Here is a 14521-nt window from a genome sequence, read left to right as displayed (position 1 = left end):
ATGCTTAAAAAAGCTGCCTTGCGGTCAAAGAACCTTGACCGTAAGGCAGCTTGCTTTTTTGCGGGAGCTTATGCTAATTGGATCGTGAATGATGTGCCTCCGGCGGACGGCTTCACGAGCGTTCCTTGCGCGTGAACGGACGCTTGGCCGTTGTCTACGCCGGCTACGGACGCGATGCCGCGAAGCAGCAGGCTCCAGTTGCCGTCAGCCGCGGCACCCTTGGCTGCGATCGTAATCGTGCCGCCGGCGCGGGTTGCCGTGACGGTCAGCTGCGGTTGGCCCTGAACGGTCGGGATAACCGCCGATGCGGAAGCGCCGTCTTGCAGGGCGAACAAGTGCAGCGTCGCGCCGTTCGCGTAGTCGTAGTCCGGACGATCTTCTTCGGAGCCTACCGGGATTAGGCTGTTTTCCTTCGCGAACAGCGGAAGTCCGAAGTAGTCGTAAGTTTCGGTGCGCCATGCGCCGCCTTGGACTTGTTCGCCAGTCAGGAAATGCGTCCAAGTTCCGCGAGGCAAGTAATACGTCGATTCGCCTTCCGGATTAAAGATCGGCGCCACGAGCAAGTTATCGCCCAGCATATATTGGCGGTCGAGATAATCGCTCGTCGGATCTTCGCCGAACTCCATAACCATCGCCCTCATGAGCGGAATGCCGACGGCGGACGATTCGACCGACTTGCCGAACAAATACGGCATCAGGCTCAGCTTGAGCTTCGTGAAGAAGCGAAGGACGTCGACCGCTTCCTCGTCGTAAAGCCAAGGCACCCGATAGGACGTGCTTCCGTGCAGGCGGCTATGGCTGGACAGCAGTCCGAACTGGACCCAACGCTTGTAGAGGTCCGGAGGTGAGCTTTGCTCGAAGCCGCCGATGTCGTGGCTCCAGTAGCCGAAGCCGGATAAGCCGAGCGACAAGCCGCCGCGCAGGCTTTCCGCCATCGATTCGTACGTCGCTTCGCAGTCGCCGCCCCAGTGAACCGGGAATTGCTGGCCGCCGGCCGTCGCGGAGCGGGCGAAGAGAGCCGCCTCTCCTTTGCCGCGTTTTTCTTCTAACAACTCGAACACGACTTTGTTGTATAACTGCGTGTAATAATTGTGCATTTGCTGCGGATCGGATCCGTCATGATAGACGACGTCCGTCGGAATGCGCTCGCCGAAATCGGTTTTGAAGCTGTCGACGCCCATGTCGAGCAAGGCGCCCAATTTGTCTTTGAACCATTGGCAAGCGGCCGGATTCGTGAAGTCGACGATGCCCATGCCGTATTGCCACAGGTCCCATTGCCATACGCTTCCGTCGGCTCGTTTCAGGAGATAGCCGTTGGCCATCGCTTCGTCGAACAGCGAAGACCGTTGGGCGATATACGGGTTGATCCAGACGCAAATGTGCAAGCCTTTCGCTTTCAGGCGAGACAGCATGCCGACCGGATCGGGGAAGACGCGCTCGTCCCATTCGAAATTGCACCATTCGTATTCCTTCATCCAGAAGCAGTCGAAGTGGAACACGGCGAGCGGCAAATCCCTTTCGGCCATTCCTTCGACAAAGCTCGTGACGGTCGCTTCGTCGTAGTTCGTCGTGAACGACGTCGTGAGCCATAAGCCGTACGACCAAGCTGGAGGGAGCGCCGGCTTGCCGGTCAGCGACGTGTAATTGGAAAGCACGTCCTTGAGCGTATCCCCGCCGATCAGGAAATACTCCAAGCTCTCGCCTTGCACGCTGAACTGGGCTTTGGACACGATTTCGGAGCCGACCTCGAACGAGACGAGCTCCGGATGATTGACGAACACGCCATAGCCGCGGTTCGTGACGTAGAAAGGAATGTTTTTGTACGCTTGCTCGGAGGCGGTTCCGCCGTCTTCGTTCCAAATATCGACGGTCTGGCCGTTCTTGACGAACGGCGTGAACCTTTCGCCGAGGCCGTATACCGTTTCGCCGACCGCCAAGGACAGCTGTTCGCGGAAATGGTGCCGGCCGTCTTCCGCTTTGACGTAGGCGGTAGAACGGGTGCCGCTCCCGGTCAGCTTTTTGCCTTTGTGCGTATAAGAGATTTTGACCGGATTTTGCTTCGTGATCGTCACCGTCGTATGTCCGCTCGTCAAGCTGACGAACTCGTCGTTATCCTCGATAACGACCGGCGATTGGCCCTGGGGAAGCAGGTCGAAGGAAGAAGGTCCTTGCCGGACAGTTCCTTTATGATGATAAAATTTCGCTTTGATGACGTCGGGGAGCGGGGAGGAAAACTCCATCGTCATCAGTCCTTCGTTCAGCGTGTTTCCGCGGTTTTCGAGGTGGCGGAAAGTCGCGTACACGGTAATTTTGTCCGTGCCTTTATTGACGTCGTGGATTTCGTAAGGGCTGAATAGTTGATACCCTTTGCGGGTCATCCAGTAGCCATCCGTGAATTTCATGAGCGAATCGTCCCTTCTGACGGTAATGGATTATAAATCTTCATCTAATAACATTATATTGATAATGATATCCGTTTTCTTGCATAATAGTGCTTATTACTAACACGATTATGATCGAATGGCGGGATATGATGGATCGAGGACATTTGCGAGAGGATCGTCGGCACGGTTCGCCGGCTTTTCCGATTGCCGCGTATGAGATCGAACGGAACGCACGCGAGACGATACTGGACAGCCATTGGCATGACGAAGCCGAGTTTCTGTGGATCGTATCCGGCCGGGCCGAGTTCCAGGTCGGCTTGACCTCGTTCGAGCTCCGTGCCGGGGAAGGGATGTTCGTGCCGTGCGGCGAACTTCACGGCGGTTACCCGCTCGACGATTCCCCTTGCGTCTATAAGGCCGTCGTCTTTCATTTGGATTGGTTCGCATCGGCGAAAGACGGGATCGCGAGCCGTTACGTCGAGCCGCTGCAGAGAGGGGAAGCAATGATTCCGGCGCGTTACGACGGCGATACGGAATGGGGAGCGTCTACATTGAAGCGACTGGCCTCTATCGCGGATTACGTCGAGTCCGAAGACGCGGCCAAGGAACTTCGCGTCAAATCCGAGCTGTTATCGTTGTTCGCGGATCTCGTTTCTTGCGGGAAATGGCAACGTAAGGCGCCGGCGAATCCGGTAGATTTGCAGACGATCGGACGATTGAAGGGCGTCGTGGCGTATATCGAGCAATATAGCGGACAAGCTCTTAACGTCGACCGTCTTGCGGCGGTCGCGGGAATGAGCGCCGGCCACTTCAGTCGCGTGTTCAAGGCGTTCATGCGCAAATCGCCGATGGACTACGTCAATTATTACCGAATTCGCCAAGCGGCACACCTGCTTCAGAACACAGATCGACCCGTGGCGGTTATCGCGCTCGAAGTCGGAATCGACAACTTCAGCTATTTCAGCAAAAGATTCAAAGACGTTTACGACTGCACGCCGACGGTTTTCCGCAAAAAATTTAACAGTCTTTAAGGTAACTTTCCGAAATTCTGCTATAGTAAATGAGTCGAGCCGATTGAACATTTTAAGGGGGAAGTTAAGAGATGACCGAACGCAACGAGAATGAATTGAACGATAAGGACTTAACCGCTAACGAAGAAATCGAAAAAGAATTGGAAAATAGCACCGGGGAATCCGACGGTCAACCGGAATCGTTCGATGTTCTTTCGAACGACGAGCCGGATGACGAGCAGGACAACGCTCCCGCGTCCGTCTCGTCCGCGTCTCAATCCGCGGCTGCGAGCAAAGGCTCCGCGGCGATCATCGCGCCATGGATCATCGCGGTCATCGCCGTCGTCGCTCTCGTCTTCGTGCTGCTGCGCGGCACTTCCGACGATATGAACAAGACGGTCGCGAAAATGGACGGCGTTACCGTCAAGAACTCGGACGTTCTGGATTTTATTTCGCTTCAAATGGGACAAGAGCAATTGAAAACGTTCGTCGACAAAACCGCGGAAGCGAAGCTCGTCGATACGGAGTTCGATAAAGCGAAGCTCGTCGTGAGCGACGACGAAATCAACAAAGCGATCGAGAGCGTGAAGGCCAGCAACGGTTTCGCGACCGACGAAGACTTTCAAGCGGCGTTGGAGCAATCGGGATTGACGCTGGACACTTACAAGGAAAGCATTCTCCTACCGCAATTGAAACAAAAGGTGTTGTTCGAGCACTTGAATCCGGCTTCCGAAAAAGATTTGAAAGCCTACTACGAGCAGTATAAAGAATCGAAGTTCGCATCGACGCCTAAGGAAGTCAGAGCTTCCCATATTTTGGTGGCGACTCAAGAAGAAGCGGACGCGATTCTCGCGGAATTGAAGGCGGGTAAAGATTTCGCGACGCTCGCGAAGGAAAAGTCGACCGACGGCTCCAAAGAACAAGGAGGAGACTTAGGTTTCTTCGGTTCCGGCCAAATGGTTGCGGAATTCGAGACGGCCGCGTTCGCATTAAAGAAAGGCGAGATGAGCGACGTCGTTCAATCGCAATTCGGCTTCCACATCATTAAAGTGACGGACATCAAAGAAGCGGTCGTGAAGCCTTACGACGAAGTGAAAGAAGAAGTGAAACAAGCTTACGCGGAAGAGAAGTACACGACCGAAGGCGAAGCATGGTTGACGAAGCTCAAAGAAGACCGTAACTACGAGAATCTTCTCGAGGAAAAACCGGGAGCTTCTCCATCCGCATCGCCATCGGCGTCCCCGGCGGCATCTCCAAGCGCGTCGGCGGCTGCCCAATAAGAATCCGTTCGTTGCCACTTGATTACCCGAACCGAACAGCTTGCCGTATCCGCCTCGTGGCGAATACGGACAAGCTGTTTTTTTCGTTAAGGTCCGCACCGCCCGAAAGTGAAGATGCCGGCCGTTAACGTCAGCGGAGGAGAGTCTCTCGCGACGACGAACGAAATGCTGCCCGGACAGAGATTCGGCACGAAAGGGAACGAAGGGCTGAAGACGGGGTATGCAAAAAACGCGGGATACTGCTTCACGGGCGTTACCGTCATCGACGGTCGCCGCTACATCAAGGTCGTCATGGGCTCGGCGACGGACGAGGGCAGATTCGAGGAGACGCAAAAACTTCTAGACTATGCGCAGGAGATAGCGGATTCATAAAGCCAAGAAACGATCCATCGCGATTTCCTTGAAGGTCTCGGCTCGAAGCGGCGAACGAAAAAGCCCCGTCACCTCGTTGGGGTGACAGGGCTCATATCCGTCGGCGTCTCTCGTTTACGACGTTCCGTTGTCGGAGCGCTCGCTTTGTTCCCTGCGCTCGGGGCGAGGAGGGCGCGGCGTCTTCGGACGGAATCGAGACGACAAGTAATTGTGTTTGCGATCGCGGAAAAAGATCCATCCGCCGATAAATCCGATGCCGATCAAGAAAAGGATCGCGCCGCCGATGAATTTCCCCCAAGCGAAGTCGGGTGTCCTCGCGTCCGCGCCGCCCATATAGGCAAAATAATCGAATAAGGAATCTTTCATGAGCAAGAAGCCGTAAGCGGCCGCAATGCCCGGTATAACGAGTATCAATATGGCGATGAGGCGCTGTATAAGTAGTTTCATCGTAAGATTAGGTCCTCCTTCCAACCTCCTAATCATAACGATTACGCGTAGTTTTGTCCACGAATGTCGATAACTCCCTATTTTTTGTTCATCGTCGGAGACCGACATTCTACCTCCTCGCACCTCCCATTCGACGGCATCCCCTTCGCTCAGGAAATTCACGCCCGCTGCTGATTCCGCATCCGTCTGACGGTATCCCAATCGCTCAGGAAACTCGCACCAATAGCTCATTGCAGATCTCTTTGCCGGTATCCCCACCGCTCAGAACTTTCGCAGCCGCAGTAGATTTCTTTTCCTTTTGCCTGAATCCCGTTCGCTCAGAAAGTAGTATCCATTCTCATTTCCCATGCCATTGCGTTATCCCCGCCGCTCAGGAAAGTCAAGACGCAGAAGTGTTCATGAGTAATAAACACGAGGTTGTCCGGCACCACGTACATACACTAAAGCGCCGACGCGGTGCCCACTGGTTAAGCCAAATGCAATCTTAATAGACGAGGAGAGGAGCTGGATCTAACCGATTGATGCTGGTTCCAACGAAGCGGTTCTAGGTTGCCGTGCGGTCCTATAACTTCGTTCGCTTCGCGTGAGTACCGGATACGTTAAAGATGAAGCGTTAGCGCAATCCGTCAGAAGAAGATCGAACATCGATCGTTGCGGCCGATTATAAAAATAACAATATTGATCCAAGTAGGATTGAAGATGCTTGGGGCCGATGCCCCTGAACAGTCCGGCAATCCACCAAGTGACATGGTAACCCATCCATATGAGCTCTTTGAATTTGTTCTTATGTATTTTCCTGGCGAATACGACGCTCTTCTTGCTGGAAGGTTCTACGTTCTGATGAATGAAAGGCTTAGGATCCGGGCAGTCGTATTTATCTTTGAGTAGCGATTTCGATTGCACCTTGATTTTGAGTTGGTCGATGTTGCCTTTCTTGGTCACGGACGAGCCGATGAGAAGGGCCTGTTCCTGGGGGTGCCAATCGAAATAGGGGGTCAGCCTTTTGCAATAAACGGAGTCGGAGACTCGAACGATACCACTCAGTAGGTTGCCTGATTCAGCCCGACTCATCGCGTGACGGATTTTGTGGCACATCAGCCAAGCCGTTTTGTAAGTTACGCCGATGCTGTTCGATAATTGAAGCGCATTGACGCATTGCGGCCGAGTATGCAAATAGATCGCTTGAAACCAGAGCCGCAACGGAGTTCGGCTGCCCTCCATGATCGTGCCGGCAATGAGCGAAGTTTGCGCTCGGCATGAGCGGCACTCGTATAAAGGCAATCTCCGGGTGGAGATGAGATAGCATTCGGTAAAGCCGCAACGAGGGCACAGGAAACCGTTAGGCCACTTGGAGCGGAAAAGCGATTCGATACACGAATCTTCCGTAGAGTAGCGGTTGCAGAACTCCTCGAAAGAAGCTTGGGCTTCGCGAATGCTCATCTCGGCAGTTCCCCTATCCCTGATTTATACTTTTATTATACCAAACATATGTTCCTGTTGGAAGATTTATTTACAAATAATTTCAATTTCGATCGGGGGCGCCTTTGAAGGGGATAAAGTAAAGGCTATAGGGTGCGTAGTCTGAGCCGAAGGGATATCGCGAGAGAGCATTAAAGGTGCAAAGGTACGGAATCTGAGTTAATGGGATATCGACAAAGGGGAAATCGACATAGGGGAGGCGGCGCAGCCGGAGCGGCGTGACCTGAGCGGCGTGACCTGAGCGATGGGGATACCGGGAAAAGGGAAGAAGGAGTGGTTTGCGAGAAGACGGGGTTGCGGCGGGGATGACCAAGTGCGATCTGAGCGAACGGGATACCGGGGAAAGGGGCTGAGCGTGCGACTCCAAGAGCGGAACTTGAACGGAGGTTGAAGACTTTTTGTTCCGCGAAGGAAAAAAAGGTACAATGGTAGGGTCAGTTTACATACGGAGGGGAAACCATGCCAATCGAAGTCGATGTCGCCATCTTAGGCGGCGGGCCTGGAGGTTATACGGCAGCCGTGAAAGCAGCGAGAGCCGGACGTAGCGTCGCGATCGTGGAAATGGATCAATTGGGCGGAACGTGCCTGCATAGGGGCTGCATTCCGAGCAAGTCTTTGCTTAGAAGCGCGGAAGTGTTTGCTACGGTTAACGAAGCCGCGGCTTATGGCGTCGCCATCTCGGAGGGGACAAGCGTCTCCGTCGATTGGAAGGCGGTCATGACGCGGAAAAACGGCATCGTCGAGCAATTGCATAAAGGCGTGCAAGCTTTGATGGCGCAAAATCGCATTCAAGTGATTAACGGAAAGGGCAGAATCATCGGCCCATCGATTTTCTCGCCTAAGAGCGGGGCAATCGCGGTGGAACTGGCGGGCGGCGAGTCGGAAACGGTCGTGCCGAAAAACGTCATTATCGCGACGGGCTCGCGTCCGAGAAAGCTTGAAGGCATTCCCTACGATGGAGAACGGATCGTCACGAGCGACGAAGCGCTGGATTGGGCATCCCGGCCATCTTCCATACTAATTGTCGGCGGCGGCGTCATCGGAGTGGAATGGGCTTCGATGCTAAGCGATTTCGGCACGCGGGTGACGATTGTGGAAACCGCGGACCGCCTGTTGCCCGGAGAGGATAAAGACGTGAGCTCCGAAATCGCCAAAGCGCTAAAGAAGAAAGGCGTAACGACGTTCGTCTCCGCGACATTGCGTTCCGAGAGCGTCAACGCTTCGGGCGACGGCGTTCGGGCGGAGATCGAGGTCAAGGGAGAGACGGTCGCGATCGACGCGGAGAGAATGCTCGTGTCGGTAGGCCGAATCGGCAACGTCGATAACCTCGGCTTGGAAAACACGGACGTGAAAACGGAAAAAGGCTTCGTAAAAGTCGATCCGGCGACGTTGCAAACCGGCGAATCGCACATCTACGCGATCGGCGATTGCATCGGAGGCGTGCAGCTCGCGCACGCGGCGATGCACGAAGGAAACGCGGCGGTCGAGCACATGACCGGCCATAAACCGAGCCGTTCCGCGGATAGGGACATCCCGCGCTGCATTTACTCGCGGCCGGAAGCGGCATCGATCGGCTGGACGGAACACGACGCGAAGGCGCAAGGGTTCGATGTGAAGACGGCCAAACTTCCGCTTCGGGTGCTCGGCAAAGCGCTCGTGTACGGCGAAAGCGAAGGCTTCGCGAAAGTGGTCGCCGACAAGACGACCGGCGATCTGCTGGGCGTGCATCTCGTGGGCGCGCATGCAACGGAACTGATCGCGGAAGCGGCGCTGGCGAAGCTGCTGGACGCGATTCCTTGGGAAATCGGGCGAGCGATCCATCCGCATCCGACCCTCTCCGAGGCGATGCAGGAAGCGATGCTCGCGCTCGAAGGCGCATCCGGCCACTAATTCATCATCATAAGCTCAATCCAGTGAAACGGAACTTAACGGCCGGTCGAATGAAAAGTTCGAGGCAAATGTTCCGGGACGCTGGGTTGGGCGTTTCTTTTTGCAGGCGGGGAGAGTATAATAGGTATTAAGTTCAAGTATTAAGACCAGGTTATAAAATACATCCTAAAAGCAGGAGGACGCGCCCATGAAGCCAACAGGTTCCGTCCAACAAAACCTTCGCCACGCGGAGATCGGCCTTTCGGACGAACGCGCGGTCGACATGCTCAAGACGATGCTGCTTGCCCGTCGATTCGACGAACGGGGCCAATTGCTGCAACGCGCGGGCAAAGTCAACTTTCACATTTCGGGAATCACCCAGGAGCCTTCGCAAGTCGCGATGACTTACGCGATGGACCGCGAGCGGGACTGGTTCCTGCCCTATTACAGAGATTACGGCGTCGTGTTGAGCTTGGGCATGACCGTTAAAGACCTGATGCTGTCGGTCTTCGCGAAAGCCGAAGATCCTAACAGCGCGGGGCGGCAAATGCCGGGCCACTTCGGGAGCAAGAAACTGCGCATCGTGACGGGCTCCAGTCCGGTGACGACGCAAGTACCCCACGCGACGGGTTTCGCGCTCGCCGCGAAAATGCGCGGAGAGCCTTCGGTCGCGATCGTCTCCTTCGGCGACGGCTCGAGCAACCAGGGGGATTTCCACGAAGGATGCAACTTCGCCGGGGTTCATAAGCTTCCGGTCATTTTCGTGTGCGAGAACAACCAATACGCCATCTCCATACCGCTTGCGAAGCAGACGAGAGGCCGCATCTGCGACCGCGCTCTCGGTTACGGCTTCCCGGGCATCCGCGTGGACGGCAACGACCCGCTCGAAGTGTACCGCGTCGTGAAGGAAGCGCGCGATCGCGCGATTGCCGGCGAGGGGCCGACGTTGGTCGAAATCATGACCTATCGCGTCACCGCGCATTCGACGTCCGATAACGACTTGGCTTACCGGACGAAGGAAGAAGTCGATCTGCACAAGGGGAAAGACTCCTTGCCGGTGTACAAGCAATATTTAACCGACGCGGGCTTGTGGAACGACGAGAAAGAAGCCGAGCTGCTCGCCGAGCATCGCAAAATCATCGACGAAGCGACGGAATACGGAGAGAACGCGCCGTTCCAAGCGGTCGAAGACTCGTTCCGGTACGTGTACGCGGAGCAAGACGGGGAGGGACGGTAAATGGCGGTCATCGAATATATCGAAGCGATCCGGCTTGCGATGAAAGAAGAGATGGAGAAGGATCCGAACGTATTCGTCATGGGCGAGGACGTCGGCTTGAAGGGCGGCGTGTTCGGAACGACGAAAGGATTGCAGCAGCAGTTCGGCGAAATGCGTTCGCTTGACGCTCCCCTTGCCGAATCCGCGATCGCGGGCGTCGCGATCGGCGCGGCGATGGCGGGCATGAGACCGATCGCGGAAATGCAGTATTCGGATTTTATGTTCCCGGCGACGAACCAGATCATCAGCGAAGCGGCCAAAATCCGTTATCGTTCCAATAACGACTGGGACTGTCCGGTCGTCATCCGCGCCCCGATCGGCGGCGGCGTATTCGGCGGCTTGTACCACTCCCAGTGCCCGGAATCGGTGTTCTTCGGCACGCCCGGTCTCAAGATCGTTGCTCCGGCGACCGCGTACGACGCGAAAGGGCTGTTGAAAGCGGCTATCCGCGATCCCGATCCGGTCATTTTCTTCGAGAACAAAAAATGCTACAGGTTGATCACCGACGAAGTGTCGGACGACGATTACGTCGTGCCGATCGGCAAGGCGAACGTCATGCGGGAAGGCGCCGACCTGACGGTCATCGGCTACAGCATGCCACTTCATTTCGCGAAGCAAGCGGCGGAGGAATTGTCCCGCGAGCACGGTATCGAAGCTCACATTCTCGATTTGCGCACGATCCAACCGCTTGATCGCGAAGGCATTCTCGAAGCGGTCGCGAAGACCGGAAAAGTCCTTATCGTCCACGAAGATAACAAAACGGGCGGCGTCGGCGCCGAAGTGGCCGCGATCATCGCGGAAGAGCTTCTGTACGAACTGGATGCGCCGATTCGCCGGCTTTGCGGGCCGGACGTGCCCGCGATGCCGATCAATCCGCCGGGAGAGAAGCATTTCCTGTTGAACAAAGACAAACTCAAAACGGCGATGCTGGAGCTCGCGCGGTACTAAGCCGCGTCGCTCGTCCGGCCCAGGGAGGAGAACGTACGAATGGCGAAACAGATTATCGAAATCACGATGCCGCAGCTGGCGGAGTCTCTCGTGTCCGCGACGGTCGACCGTTGGCTGAAGGAGCCCGGCGATACGATCGACAAATACGAACCCATCTGCGAGCTCATCACGGATAAAGTAAACGCGGAATTGCCCGCCACCGTAAGCGGGAAGATCGTCAAGCATCTCGTCGGCGCGGGCGAAACGGTCGAAGTCGGCGCGGCGATCTGCCTCGTCGAGGTCGAGGTTTCCGGCGAATCGGCGATTAGCGGGTCGTCCGCTCCGTCCGCAACCTCGCTAGAGTCTGCGGCAACGCAATCCCAGGCGTTCGAAACCTCCGGGTCCACTCCGCGCCGGGCGCCGGCAGCCGCCGTCGCGATAGACGCCTCCGCGCCGATGCGTCACCGGTTCTCTCCGGCCGTTCAGCGGCTGGCCTCGGAACTGAACATCGACCTGAGCCACGTTCGCGGCACGGGCGATGGCGGACGGATTACGCGCAAGGACGTACTCGAATTCGATCCAGCCTCCGCCGCGCCCGCCGTTCAATCGGCTACCGGGGCGCTCTCCAGGCCGACTCCCGAAACCGCGGTCATCCCGACGGTCGAGGTCGAAGGACAGAACGGACCGGGACGCGAGTATTACATCGACGTCACGCCGATCCGGAATACGATCGCCAAGAACATGCGCCAAAGCGTGAACGAAATTCCCCACGCCTGGACGATGGTCGAAGTCGATTTGACCAACCTCGTGCAATTGCGTTCCAAGCTGAAGGACGATTTCCTGAGAGACGAAGGCGTCAATCTGACGTTCATGCCGTTCATGGTGAAGGCGGTCGTCGGCGCGATCAAGGAATTCCCGATCATGAACTCCTTATGGGGCAACGACAAAATCATCGTGAAGCGGGACATCAACATTTCCCTGGCCGTCGGCACGGAAGGCTCGGTGCTCACGCCGGTCATCCGTAACGCCGATCAGAAAAACATCGTCGGCCTCGCCCATGAGATCAACGATCTGGCGAAGCGGACCCGCGAAGGCAAGCTGAAGCTGTCGGACCTGCAAGGCGGCACGTTCACGCTGAACAACACGGGGACGTTCGGATCCGTGCTGTCGTATCCGATCATCAACTATCCTCAGGCGGCCATTCTGACGTTCGAAGCGATCGTCAAACGTCCGGTCGTCATCGGGGACATGATCGGCGTCCGCTCGATGGTCAACCTTTGCTTGTCGTTCGACCACCGCATCCTGGACGGCGTCATCTGCGGCAAGTTCCATCAGCGCATCAAAGAGAACTTGGAGAGCTACAATTCCGATACGAAGCTGTTTTAATAGCGAAGCCTGGACGCCGTCGCGAAGTCGCGCAGCGCCGGGCTTCTCTTTTGCGGAATGGAAAGCTATCGGCTACAATGGAAAAGGAAACGCGGAAGGAGGCGTACGGCATGGGTTTGTTGACGACCGATTGGCTGTCCACGATCGACTACGGCGAAGGTTGGGAGCTGCAGAAACGGCTCGTGAAGGAAATCGACCGCGAGGAACGGCCGGACACGCTGCTTCTGCTCGAGCATAGCCCGACCTATACGATCGGTTCTGATCGCCATCCGGAGCATTTGCTTTACGGCAAAGACGAACTGGCCCGCAGAGGCATCGCCCTGTACGAAATCGACAGGGGCGGAGACATTACGTATCACGGACCCGGCCAACTGGTCGGCTATCCTTTGATCTATTTGGATGCGGTCGGCTTGGACCTGCATCGGTACTTAAGGAATTTGGAAGAGGTTCTCATCCGGATGTTGGCGGACTTCGGCATCGAAGGCGGCCGGAAGCCGGAATATACCGGCGTATGGGTAGGGGAAGAGAAGATCGCCGCGATCGGGGTGAAATTCAACAAGGCCCGGACGAGAAGAGGTTTCGTCACGAGCCATGGATTCGCCTTCAACGTTCGCGATAACGTCGGGCGGGACGGCTTCCAGGGTATTATCCCTTGCGGCATTACGGAATACGGGGTAACCTCTCTCGAAGCGCTCACGGGGCAACGTTACGAGCCCGAGGAAATCGGACGCCGCGTGCTGCCGTATTTCTCCGAAGTGTTCGGCTACGGGACGGTTACTCCATTAGAGACCCTAAGCTCATAAGCAACGTGGAAACGATCATGACGAGCAACGTGACGTAAACGACGATTTTGAACCATTTTCTGTTCATTAGCCGAACATCCTTTCTACTTGGGCTTGTCCATGAATCTATTTTAACGAAAGCTTCGTCAGGAGGAAAGCCGTTATGGTACAAAAACAACGATTGATCGACGAATTCATGGAACTCGTGCGCATCGACAGCGAAACGAAATTCGAAACGGAAATCAGCAAGGTGCTCAAGAAGAAATTCGAAGAGCTCGGACTCGAGGTCACCGAGGACGACGTCGGACCTCAAATCGGCCACGGCGCAGGCAATCTGTTCGCATGGCTGCCCGCCACTCCCGGACGGGAAGGATTGCCGGCGATTCTGTTCACGTCCCATATGGACACCGTCATGCCCGGCAAAGGCATTAAGCCGACGCTTAAAGACGATGGATATATTTATAGCGACGGCACGACGATTCTCGGTGCCGACGACAAAGCCGGCTTGGCCGCGATGTTCGAAGCGCTTCGCGTCATGAAAGAGAACGATCTGCCGCACGGGGGCATTCAGTTCGTCATCGCGACGGGCGAAGAGTCCGGCCTCCTCGGCTCCCGTCACATGGACGGCACCCGTCTGCGCGCCAAATTCGGCTACGCGCTCGACTCTAACGGAGAAGTCGGGGCGATCGCGGTCGCCGCGCCGACGAACTCCAGGCAGTTCATTACGATCCGGGGCAAGGCGGCGCATGCCGGCGTGAATCCGGAAGACGGCATCAGCGCCATCCAAGTCGCATCCAAAGCGGTATCGCGCATGAAACTCGGCCGGATCGACAGCGAGACGACGTCGAACATCGGCCGGTTCGAGGGCGGCGGCGAAGTGAACATCGTGACCGATACGATCAAGATTTACGCGGAAGCGCGCAGCCAGGTCCAAGAGAAAATGGACCGCCAAGTGGAAACGATGCGCGAAGCGGTCAGAAGCGCATGCGAGGAGTACGGGGCGGAGTTCGAATTCGTCAGCACGACGATTTATCCGGCTTATTCATACGGCGACGGGGACGAAGTCGTCGAGGTCGCGAAAGCCGCCATTCAAGCGATCGGCCTGACGCCGCGACAATTCCCTAGCGGCGGTGGAAGCGACGCGAACATGTTCAACGGCAACGGCGTGCCGACAGTGAACTTGGCCGTCGGTTACGAGCACATCCATACGACGAGCGAGAGGATCAAAGCGGACGACATCTTCAAGGTGACGGAGCTCGTTCTCGCGATCGTGAACGAAACATTGAAGAAGTAAAGCAGCGATCCGGGG

General features: G+C 56.2%; 13 protein-coding genes. 9 read left to right on the top strand and 4 right to left on the bottom strand.

Going from position 1 to position 14521, the window contains the following annotated elements; genetic code table 11:
* Positions 1–68: 68 nt before the first annotated feature.
* Positions 69–2402, bottom strand: a complete 2334-nt coding sequence (gene yicI, locus ACFPPD_RS03970; RefSeq protein ID WP_209743338.1) for an alpha-xylosidase — start codon at positions 2400–2402, stop codon at positions 69–71.
* A 131-nt stretch (positions 2403–2533) separates the two neighbouring features.
* On the opposite strand from yicI, the gene ACFPPD_RS03965 reads away from it, so the two are divergent.
* The 3 genes from ACFPPD_RS03965 to ACFPPD_RS03955 all read left to right on the top strand — a co-directional run bounded on the left by ACFPPD_RS03965 (position 2534) and on the right by ACFPPD_RS03955 (position 5046).
* On the top strand, positions 2534–3415 hold the full coding sequence (locus tag ACFPPD_RS03965; protein WP_209743336.1) for a helix-turn-helix domain-containing protein: 882 nt from the start codon (positions 2534–2536) through the stop codon (positions 3413–3415).
* Between the two features lie 71 nt (positions 3416–3486).
* Positions 3487–4674 (top strand): peptidylprolyl isomerase, encoded by a 1188-nt coding sequence (locus tag ACFPPD_RS03960; protein WP_209743334.1) that lies wholly within the window; start codon positions 3487–3489, stop codon positions 4672–4674.
* Positions 4675–4788: 114 nt separating this feature from the next.
* Positions 4789–5046, top strand: a complete 258-nt coding sequence (locus tag ACFPPD_RS03955) for a D-alanyl-D-alanine carboxypeptidase family protein (RefSeq protein WP_209743332.1) — start codon at positions 4789–4791, stop codon at positions 5044–5046.
* Positions 5047–5160: 114 nt separating this feature from the next.
* Here ACFPPD_RS03955 and ACFPPD_RS03950 read toward each other — a convergent pair whose 3' ends face one another.
* Together ACFPPD_RS03950 and ACFPPD_RS03945 are read right to left on the bottom strand one after the other, a co-directional pair.
* Complete coding sequence (locus ACFPPD_RS03950; protein WP_209743330.1) at positions 5161–5493, bottom strand: DUF2627 family protein; 333 nt, start codon at positions 5491–5493, stop codon at positions 5161–5163.
* A 510-nt stretch (positions 5494–6003) separates the two neighbouring features.
* Positions 6004–6933 carry a transposase gene (locus tag ACFPPD_RS03945; RefSeq protein ID WP_209743328.1) on the bottom strand — a complete coding sequence of 310 codons (930 nt, stop codon included), beginning with the start codon at positions 6931–6933 and terminating at the stop codon, positions 6004–6006.
* Between the two features lie 498 nt (positions 6934–7431).
* Here ACFPPD_RS03945 and lpdA point away from each other — a divergent pair, with 498 nt between their 5' ends.
* From lpdA to lipB, 5 genes are all read left to right on the top strand, one after another.
* Positions 7432–8862: a dihydrolipoyl dehydrogenase gene (gene lpdA / locus ACFPPD_RS03940; RefSeq protein WP_209743326.1), complete on the top strand. Its 1431-nt coding sequence runs from the start codon at positions 7432–7434 to the stop codon at positions 8860–8862.
* Between the two features lie 187 nt (positions 8863–9049).
* Positions 9050–10078 carry a thiamine pyrophosphate-dependent dehydrogenase E1 component subunit alpha gene (locus ACFPPD_RS03935; RefSeq protein WP_209743324.1) on the top strand — a complete coding sequence of 343 codons (1029 nt, stop codon included), beginning with the start codon at positions 9050–9052 and terminating at the stop codon, positions 10076–10078.
* Positions 10079–11065 (top strand): alpha-ketoacid dehydrogenase subunit beta, encoded by a 987-nt coding sequence (locus ACFPPD_RS03930; protein ID WP_209743322.1) that lies wholly within the window; start codon positions 10079–10081, stop codon positions 11063–11065.
* A gap of 39 nt (positions 11066–11104) precedes the next feature.
* On the top strand, positions 11105–12430 hold the full coding sequence (locus ACFPPD_RS03925; RefSeq protein ID WP_209743320.1) for a dihydrolipoamide acetyltransferase family protein: 1326 nt from the start codon (positions 11105–11107) through the stop codon (positions 12428–12430).
* Positions 12431–12540: 110 nt separating this feature from the next.
* Positions 12541–13233, top strand: a complete 693-nt coding sequence (lipB, locus tag ACFPPD_RS03920; protein WP_209743318.1) for a lipoyl(octanoyl) transferase LipB — start codon at positions 12541–12543, stop codon at positions 13231–13233.
* Here the strand turns inward: lipB and prli42 are convergent.
* The gene (prli42, locus tag ACFPPD_RS03915; RefSeq protein WP_209743316.1) at positions 13205–13300 is read right to left on the bottom strand and encodes a stressosome-associated protein Prli42; all 96 of its coding nucleotides are present in this window, start codon (positions 13298–13300) and stop codon (positions 13205–13207) included. The two genes, lipB and prli42, sit on opposite strands and share 29 nt — an antisense overlap.
* 75 nt (positions 13301–13375) lie before the next feature.
* Between prli42 and ACFPPD_RS03910 the strand changes: the two genes are divergently transcribed.
* Positions 13376–14506, top strand: coding sequence for a M20/M25/M40 family metallo-hydrolase (locus ACFPPD_RS03910; protein WP_209743314.1), 1131 nt, complete (start codon positions 13376–13378; stop codon positions 14504–14506).
* Positions 14507–14521: the final 15 nt, after the last annotated feature.

It is taken from the genome of Cohnella suwonensis (assembly GCF_042655365.1).
GTDB classification, from domain to species: domain Bacteria; phylum Bacillota; class Bacilli; order Paenibacillales; family Paenibacillaceae; genus Cohnella; species Cohnella suwonensis.
The sequence above is the reverse complement of the archived record's forward strand: the minus strand, read 5'-3'. Positions and strand labels throughout refer to the sequence as shown.